Here is a 7,280-nt window from a genome sequence, read left to right as displayed (position 1 = left end):
CGCGTCAGTACGGGCTCGACCGCAAGCAGTTCGGCAAGCCGCTCGCCGCGACGCAGCTCTATCAGAAGAAGCTCGCGGACATGCAGACCGAGATCACGCTCGGGCTCCAGGCGGCGCTTCGGGTCGGTCGGCTCTTCGACGAGGGCAAGATGGCGCCGGAGATGATCTCGATCATCAAGCGCAACAACTGCGGCAAGGCGCTCGACATCGCCCGGATGGCGCGCGACATGCACGGCGGCAACGGCATTCAGATCGAATACGCCGTGATGCGCCATGCGGCGAACCTCGAGACGGTCAACACCTACGAGGGCGCCCACGACGTCCACGCCCTCATCCTCGGACGCGCCCAGACCGGAATCCAGGCGTTCTTCTGAGGGCTGCGTGGAGCGATGGCGATCGGTCGTCCTCCCTCCACCGTCCCCGTCGCCGTGGCGCGTGGGCTTCGCCGGCGTGCCACGGAGGCCGAGCGCGAGCTCTGGCGGCTCTTGCGCGATCGATTTCGGCCGGGCGGCCATCACTTCCGCCGCCAGGTTCCGATCGATGCCTTCGTCGTCGATTTCGCTTGCCTGAAGGCGCGGTTGGCGATCGAGGTGGACGGCGGCGGCCACGCCACCCCGCACGCGGCAACGGCCGATTTGCGACGCGACGCGCGGCTTCGCGAACTCGGCTTCACCGTCCTGCGGTTCTGGAATCAGGAAGTCGATCGGGAGATCGAGGCGGTGCTCGACAAGATCGCCGCTGCTCTGGAAGGGACCGGGCGATGAGGCGGCCCCCCTTTCTCGATCGAGACGCATCCTCGCCGGTCCCTGGGTCGGTCAGACGCTGGCCGATCTCGGCGCCGAGGTGATCAAGATCGAGCGGCCGGTCGCCGGCGACGACACCCGCCACTGGGGCCCTCCCTTCGTGGCGGGCCGCGACGGCGAGGATCTCGGCGCGGCCTATTTCCATGCCTGCAATCGCGGCAAACGCTCGGTCGCCATCGATTTCGAGAAGCCCGAGGGCGCCGATCTGGTGCGCCGGCTGGTGGCGCGCGCCGACGTGGTGATCGAGAACTTCAAGGTCGGCGGCCTGAAGAAATACGGTCTCGATCACGAGACGCTGATGGCGGCGAACCCGCGCCTGATCTGGTGCTCCATCACCGGCTTCGGCCAGGACGGCCCCTATGCCACCCGCGCCGGCTACGACTTCATGATCCAGGGCCTCGGCGGCTACATGGAACTGACCGGCGCCCCCGACGGCGAGCCGACCAAGGTCGGCGTCGCGGTCGCCGATCTCTTCACCGGGCTCCACGCGGTGATCGGCATCCAGGCGGCGCTCGCCGCGAGGCTGACGACCGGGCGCGGCCAGCTGGTCGACATGAGCCTCCTCGACACCATGGTCGGCATGCTCGCCAATCAGGGCATGAACTATCTGGTCTCCGGCAAGTCGCCGACCCGCATGGGCAACGCCCACCCCAACATCGTGCCCTATCAGGTCTTCCCGGTCGCCGACGGTCACATCGTCATCGCCACCGGCAACGATCGCCAATGGCGCGACACCTGCGCCATCCTCGGGCTCGAGGATCTCGCCTTCGATCCCCGCTTCGTCCACAACGCCGGCCGCGTCGCCGGCCGCGCGGAGTTGATTCCCCTGCTCGAGGAGAAGACCCGCCTCTTCAAGCGCGACAATCTCCTGGCGCGGCTCGAGCGGGCCCATGTGCCGGCCGGTCCGATCAACACCGTCGAGCAGGTCTTCGCCGATCCGCAGGTCAAGGCGCGCGGCCTGCGCATGGACCTCGCCTCGCCCGAGGCTGCGGCCGGGTCGGTGCCCTCGATCCGCAATCCGATCCGCCTCTCCGCGACGCCGCTGACCCAGGACCGCGTCGCCCCCAGGCTCGGCGCCGACACCGACGCGGTGCTGACCGATCTCGGCCTCGGCGAGGCCGAGATCGCCGCTCTGGCGGGGGCCGGCGTGGTCGGCCGGCGCTGATCAGACCTCGGCGAGGAAATCGCCGACGAGGCGGTTGAACCGCACCGCGTGCTCGATCTGGGTCCAGTGACCGCAGCGGCCGAAGACGTGGAGCTGCGAACGATCGATCATCCCGGCGAGGCGGATCGACACTTCGAGCGGGATGATGCGGTCGTCGCGGCCGTGGATCACCAGGGTCTCGTGCGGCAGCCGGCGGATGTCGGCCTCGCGGCTGGCGAGCGCCTCGACGCCGGCCTGACGCGGCGCCGGGAACATCGCCGAGAAACTCTCCTGGAACCCCGGCCGGATCGAGGCACGATGGCGCAATTCGGCCAGTTCGTCGGTGACGAGACCCCGGTCGTAAGCGAAGAGATCGAGCAGGGCGCGCATGGCGGCGAGCGACGGTTCGTAGCCCCAGGCCGCCTCGAGCCCGGCGGTGATCGGAAACGACAGCCCGACGCTGCCCATCAACACCAGCCGCCGCACGCGGTCGGGATGGGCGATCGCCAGGGCGAGCGCGATCGCGCCGCCGAAGGAATTGCCGACGACGTCGACCCGTTCGAGCCCGAGCGCGTCGAGGAGATCGAGCGTCTGGGCGATCCAGGTCGCCCGGTCGTAGCCGATGCCGGCCGGCCGTTCGGAAAAGCCGAAGCCGACCATGTCGGGCGCGATCACCCGGAAGCGCTCCGCCAGAACCGGCACGACGCCGCGCCAATTGGCCCAGGCCGAGACCCCGGGGCCGGAGCCGTGGATCAACAGAACCGGGGATCCTTCCCCCCGATCGTGAAAATTGGTGCGAAAGCCCCCGGTGGCGATGGAACGCCCGATTTCCGGATTGTCCTGGGTCATGCGTGATCCTCCCGACGCGCCGTGGCCGCGCTTCGGGAGGAGACGATAATCTCGAAAATTCCAAAAACAACGAAATAATCGTCGGGCGTCACGAGCGCAGCGGCAGCGCCTTGCTCGCCACCAATTCGTTGAGCACCTCGAGCGTGCGCTCGATGTGCTCGCCCTCGAGCCGGCAGGCGAGGTCGACGTCGCGCGCCAGGGCCGCCTCCAACACCGCCTTGTGCTCGGTATGGACGTCGCGCGGCACCGTGCGGTCGCACAGCGCGATGCGGCGATAGCGCTCCGACTGCTGGAACAGGATGGCGTGCATGTGCTTCAGCCAGCGCGACGGGCAGGCGGCGATGAGCGCCCGGTGGAAGTCGCGATTGCGTTCCTCGAACTCGTCCTGCTGGCGCTCGGGGGCGTCGGGGAGCTTCTCCTCGACCTTGGACAGCCGGTGGAACGCCGCGACCAGCCCCGCCTCCCACAGATCGTCGCCGAAGACGATCGATTGGCGCAGCGCCTCGACCTCGATCAGCCGGCGGGTGCGGGTGAGATCGGCGAAGTCCTCGATCGAGATCGGCGCGACCCGAAAGCCGCGCTGTTCCTCCGACGTCACCAACGCCTCGCCGACCAGCCGGGTCAGCGCCTCGCGCAGCGTCGAGGCACCGACGCCGTAACGGGCCCGCAGCATCTCGAACCGAAGCTTCGTGCCCGGAGCGAGATCGCCGGTGAGAATGTCGTGACGGATGGTTTCATAGGCGGCCTCAACGAGGCTGCGCGCAGCGACCACTTTGGGGCCTCGCGCCGTTCCGTCCATCGTCCTCGTCTCCATCACTGCGGCTCGAGTGCAGGCGCCCGACCGATCGACACACTAGCGAACGGCGACCGATGCGACAACGACTCCGGAGCCCTCATAATCACGATAATATGTGTTTATACGGCACTTTTCTGAAATCTCGAAATTATTATTGACAGGTCCCGGCCCGTGCCGGATAAGCGGGGTGCGAGCGACGGCCGGCCCGGATCCAAAGAGGCTGCCGCGCTGGCGTGGGGAGACACGAGAGGCGCACTCTGCACCTTTCATCGAAGACTGTCGCGACGGCCTCCGGGTCGAGCGAGAGCGTGCGTCGTCTCCCCGCCGGAGGAACGCCACCGACCATCGGTCGGGGCCGTCGATCGGGGAGGATCGAGTCGGTGAGCGAACGATACACGATCACCGTCGAGGGGAGCGGCAGCGCCGATTGCGGCGCCGGTGAACGGGTGCTGGTGGCGCTCGAACGGGCGCAGGGCTTCGGACGCCTGAAGAACATGCCGTGCCGGCTGCCCGTGGGGTGCCGGCGGGGCGGCTGCGGAATCTGTCGAGCCAGAGTGATCGAGGGCGACTATCGCCGCGACGTGATGAGTCGCGCCCATGTCACCTCGGACGACGAGGCCGACGGGGTCGTCTTGGCCTGCGCGATCTATCCGCTCGGGGACCTGACGCTGCGTCTCGAGCCCAAGCGGCTCGGCAAGAACGGCCGAATGGCCGAAATGTCTCAAGGAGGAAAATGACATGGCTCACACAGGCGTGCTTCGTCCCGGGTTCATCCAGTTGCGTGTTCTCGACATGCCCGCGGCGGTCGAGCACTACACCAAGCGGATCGGCCTGCATCAGGTGACCGAGGGTCCCGACGGCCGCGTCTATCTCAAGGCCGCGGACGAGTTCGATCACCACAGCATCGTCCTGCGCCGCGCCGACACCGCCGGCTACGACCTGATGGCCTTCAAGGTGCGCGAGGAGAGCGATCTCGACTCCTTCGAGAAGCGGATCGTCGAATGGGGCTACCCGGTCGACCACGTCGCCGCCGGCGAGCAGCCGGGCATCGGCCGCCGCATCGGCTGGATGCTCGAGTCCGGTCACCGCATCGAGCTCTATCACCACGCCGACCAATCCGAGCCCAAGCCGCGCATCCACAATCCCGACGTCTGGGATCTCGAGCCGCACGGCATGCGCGCCCGCCGCTTCGACCACGCCCTGCTCTACGGCCCGAACATTCAGCGCAATCTCGAGTTCTTCGAGAAGGTGCTCGACTTCTCCTGCGCCGAGCGGGTCGACATGCCCGACGGCCTCCTGGCGATCTGGCTGACCGCCTCGATGAAGGCGCACGACATCGCCTTCGTGAACCATCCCGAGCCCGGCAAGTTCCACCATGCCGCCTTCGATCTGGAGAGCTGGATGGACGTCGGCCATGCCGCCGACATTCTCACCCGCTACGACATCTCCGTCGACATCGGCCCGACCCGTCACGGCATCACCCGCGGTCAGACGATCTATTTCTTCGACCCCTCGGGCAACCGCAACGAGGTCTTCGCCGGCGGCTATTCCTACTATCCCGACAATCCGACCCGCACCTGGGACGCGGAGAACGTCGGTAAGGGCATCTTCTACTACGAGCGTCAGCTGAACGACGCCTTCCTCTCGGTCGTGACCTGAGGATCGCGCGGACATGACGATCTCTCGATCGATCGAAACCATCACCGTCTCGGCGGCGCGCGTCGCCGTCGAGGCGGCGCTCGCCCGGGGGGCGGAACGTGGCGTCGCCGTGGTCGCGGCGGTGGTCGACGTCGGTGGCGCGTTGGTCGCCTGCCTTCGCGCCGACGGTGCCTTCGCCGCCTCGGTCGACATCGCCCGTGACAAGGCCTGGACGGCGGCGACCTTCGGCGCCTCGACCGACGCCCTGTGCGAGGCCCTCGCCCCGCGCGAGGTGCTGCGCGAGGGGTTGGCGCTGCGCCCGGGCGTGGTTCTCTTCGGAGGGGGCGCGCCTCTCGTCGTGGCCGGCCGCGTCGTCGGCGGCATCGGCGTGTCGGGCGGCTCGGAAGACGACGATCGCGCCTGCGCCGCCGCAGGTCTCGCCGCGCTCGGCCTGTGAGGGTCCGGGCGCGGTGTCTTTGAATTTGGTCGGTGACCGTGGGTCGCCGGTTCGCATCGAGGAGATTTCGAGATGACCGTCCATTCGGCTCAGGATCGGCGCCCGCTCGCCCAGTCGAGCATGCGCCGCGACGCCGCCCATTTCATCGACGGCGCCTTCACCCGAGGCGCGACGGGCAAGAGCTGGCGGAACCTCTGCCCGACCGACGGCAGCTTCATCGGCACGGTGCCCGAAGGCGGTCGCGCCGAGATCGACGCGGCGGTGAAGGCCGCCCGCGCCGCCCTCGACGGTCCCTGGGGCCGGATGACGGTCGCCCAGCGCACCGACATGCTGAGCGCGGTCGCCGACGAGATCAACCGTCGCTTCGACGACTTCCTCGAGGCCGAATGTCTCGACACCGGCAAGCCGATGTCGCTCGCCTCCCACATCGACATTCCGCGCGGCGCCGCCAATTTCAAGATGTTCACCGACGTCGCCAAGACGGTTTCGACCGAGTGCTTCCCGATGGCGACCCCCGACGGGACCGGCGCCCTCAACTACGGCCTCAGGCGCCCGCGCGGCGTCATCGCCGTGATCTCGCCCTGGAACCTGCCGCTGCTCCTGATGACCTGGAAGGTCGGTCCGGCGCTCGCTCTCGGCAACACCGTGGTGGTCAAGCCGTCCGAGGAGACGCCGCTCACCGCGACGCTGCTCGGCGAGGTGATGAACGCGGTCGGCGTGCCGAAGGGCGTCTACAACGTCGTCCACGGTCTCGGCCCCGATTCGGCCGGCGAGTTCCTGACCCAGCATCCGGGTGTGAACGGCATCACCTTCACCGGCGAGACCCGCACCGGCGAGGCGATCATGAAACAGGCCGCGCACGGCATCCGCCCGGTGTCCTTCGAGCTCGGCGGCAAGAACCCAGCCCTGGTCTTCGCCGACTGCGACATGGACAAGGCGATCGAGGGCACCATGCGCTCGGTCTTCGCCAACTGCGGCCAGGTCTGCCTGGGCACCGAGCGCGTCTATGTCGAACGGCCGATCTTCGACGAGTTCGTCGCCCGCCTGAAGCAGGGCGCCGAGGGTCTGCGGCTCGGCCGCCCCGAGGACCCGACCACCGGCATCGGCCCGCTGATCTCCAAGGAGCATCAGGGCAAGGTCCTCTCCTATTACGCCAAGGCGGTCGAGGAGGGCGCCACGGTGATCACCGGCGGTGGCGTCCCGGCGATGGAGGGCGATCTGGCCGAGGGATCCTGGGTTCAGCCGACGATCTGGACCGGCCTTCCCGACGACGCCTCCTGCGTGGTCGAGGAGATCTTCGGACCCTGCTGCCACATCCGTCCCTTCGACACCGAGGAGGAGGCGGTGCGTCTCGCCAACGCGACGCCCTACGGGCTCGCGGCGGCGGTCTGGACCGAGAACCTCTCCCGGGCGCATCGTGTCGCGGCGAAGATGGACGTCGGCATCTGCTGGGTGAATTCGTGGTTCCTGCGCGACCTGCGCACCGCCTTCGGCGGCGCCAAGGCCTCGGGCATCGGTCGCGAGGGTGGCGTCCACAGCCTCGAGTTCTACACCGAGATCACCAACGTCTGCGTCAAGCTGTGAGGATCGGAA

9 protein-coding genes are annotated in these 7,280 nt (G+C 68.3%); 7 read left to right on the top strand and 2 right to left on the bottom strand.

Features of this window, described 5'->3' with window-relative positions:
* The 3 genes from J3S89_RS03080 to J3S89_RS03070 all read left to right on the top strand — a co-directional run.
* Positions 1-374, top strand: a 374-nt coding sequence (locus J3S89_RS03080) for an acyl-CoA dehydrogenase family protein (RefSeq protein ID WP_274383935.1), incomplete at its 5' end; no start/stop codon positions are given.
* A 15-nt stretch (positions 375-389) separates the two neighbouring features.
* A complete protein-coding gene (locus J3S89_RS03075; protein ID WP_217926007.1) occupies positions 390-764 on the top strand; it encodes an endonuclease domain-containing protein in 375 nt (124 codons plus the stop codon).
* Positions 739-1,968 (top strand): CaiB/BaiF CoA transferase family protein, encoded by a 1,230-nt coding sequence (locus J3S89_RS03070; protein ID WP_217926009.1) that lies wholly within the window; start codon positions 739-741, stop codon positions 1,966-1,968. Before J3S89_RS03075 ends, J3S89_RS03070 begins: the two co-directional genes overlap by 26 nt.
* Here the strand turns inward: J3S89_RS03070 and J3S89_RS03065 are convergent, their stop codons facing one another.
* Both J3S89_RS03065 and J3S89_RS03060 read right to left on the bottom strand, forming a co-directional pair.
* Positions 1,969-2,796, bottom strand: a complete 828-nt coding sequence (locus J3S89_RS03065; protein ID WP_217926006.1) for an alpha/beta fold hydrolase — start codon at positions 2,794-2,796, stop codon at positions 1,969-1,971.
* A gap of 88 nt (positions 2,797-2,884) precedes the next feature.
* Positions 2,885-3,568, bottom strand: a complete 684-nt coding sequence (locus tag J3S89_RS03060; RefSeq protein WP_217926005.1) for an FCD domain-containing protein — start codon at positions 3,566-3,568, stop codon at positions 2,885-2,887.
* A 404-nt stretch (positions 3,569-3,972) separates the two neighbouring features.
* Between J3S89_RS03060 and J3S89_RS23335 the strand changes: the two genes are divergently transcribed.
* From J3S89_RS23335 to J3S89_RS03040, 4 genes are all read left to right on the top strand, one after another.
* Entirely contained in the window at positions 3,973-4,329 is a 357-nt protein-coding gene (locus tag J3S89_RS23335) for a 2Fe-2S iron-sulfur cluster-binding protein (protein WP_217926004.1), read from the top strand.
* 1 nt (position 4,330) lies between these two features.
* On the top strand, positions 4,331-5,251 hold the full coding sequence (locus tag J3S89_RS03050) for a catechol 2,3-dioxygenase (RefSeq protein WP_217926003.1): 921 nt from the start codon (positions 4,331-4,333) through the stop codon (positions 5,249-5,251).
* A gap of 13 nt (positions 5,252-5,264) precedes the next feature.
* Positions 5,265-5,687 (top strand): GlcG/HbpS family heme-binding protein, encoded by a 423-nt coding sequence (locus J3S89_RS03045; protein ID WP_217926002.1) that lies wholly within the window; start codon positions 5,265-5,267, stop codon positions 5,685-5,687.
* Positions 5,688-5,807: 120 nt separating this feature from the next.
* The gene (locus tag J3S89_RS03040) at positions 5,808-7,271 is read left to right on the top strand and encodes a 2-hydroxymuconic semialdehyde dehydrogenase (RefSeq protein WP_420801331.1); all 1,464 of its coding nucleotides are present in this window, start codon (positions 5,808-5,810) and stop codon (positions 7,269-7,271) included.
* The last annotated feature ends 9 nt before the right edge of the window (positions 7,272-7,280 follow it).

Origin of the sequence: Pinisolibacter aquiterrae (assembly GCF_019160155.1) — a bacterium.
GTDB lineage: Bacteria > Pseudomonadota > Alphaproteobacteria > Rhizobiales > Ancalomicrobiaceae > Pinisolibacter > Pinisolibacter aquiterrae.
Note: the sequence above shows the minus strand (reverse complement) of the source record. Positions and strands in the feature narration are given on the sequence as shown.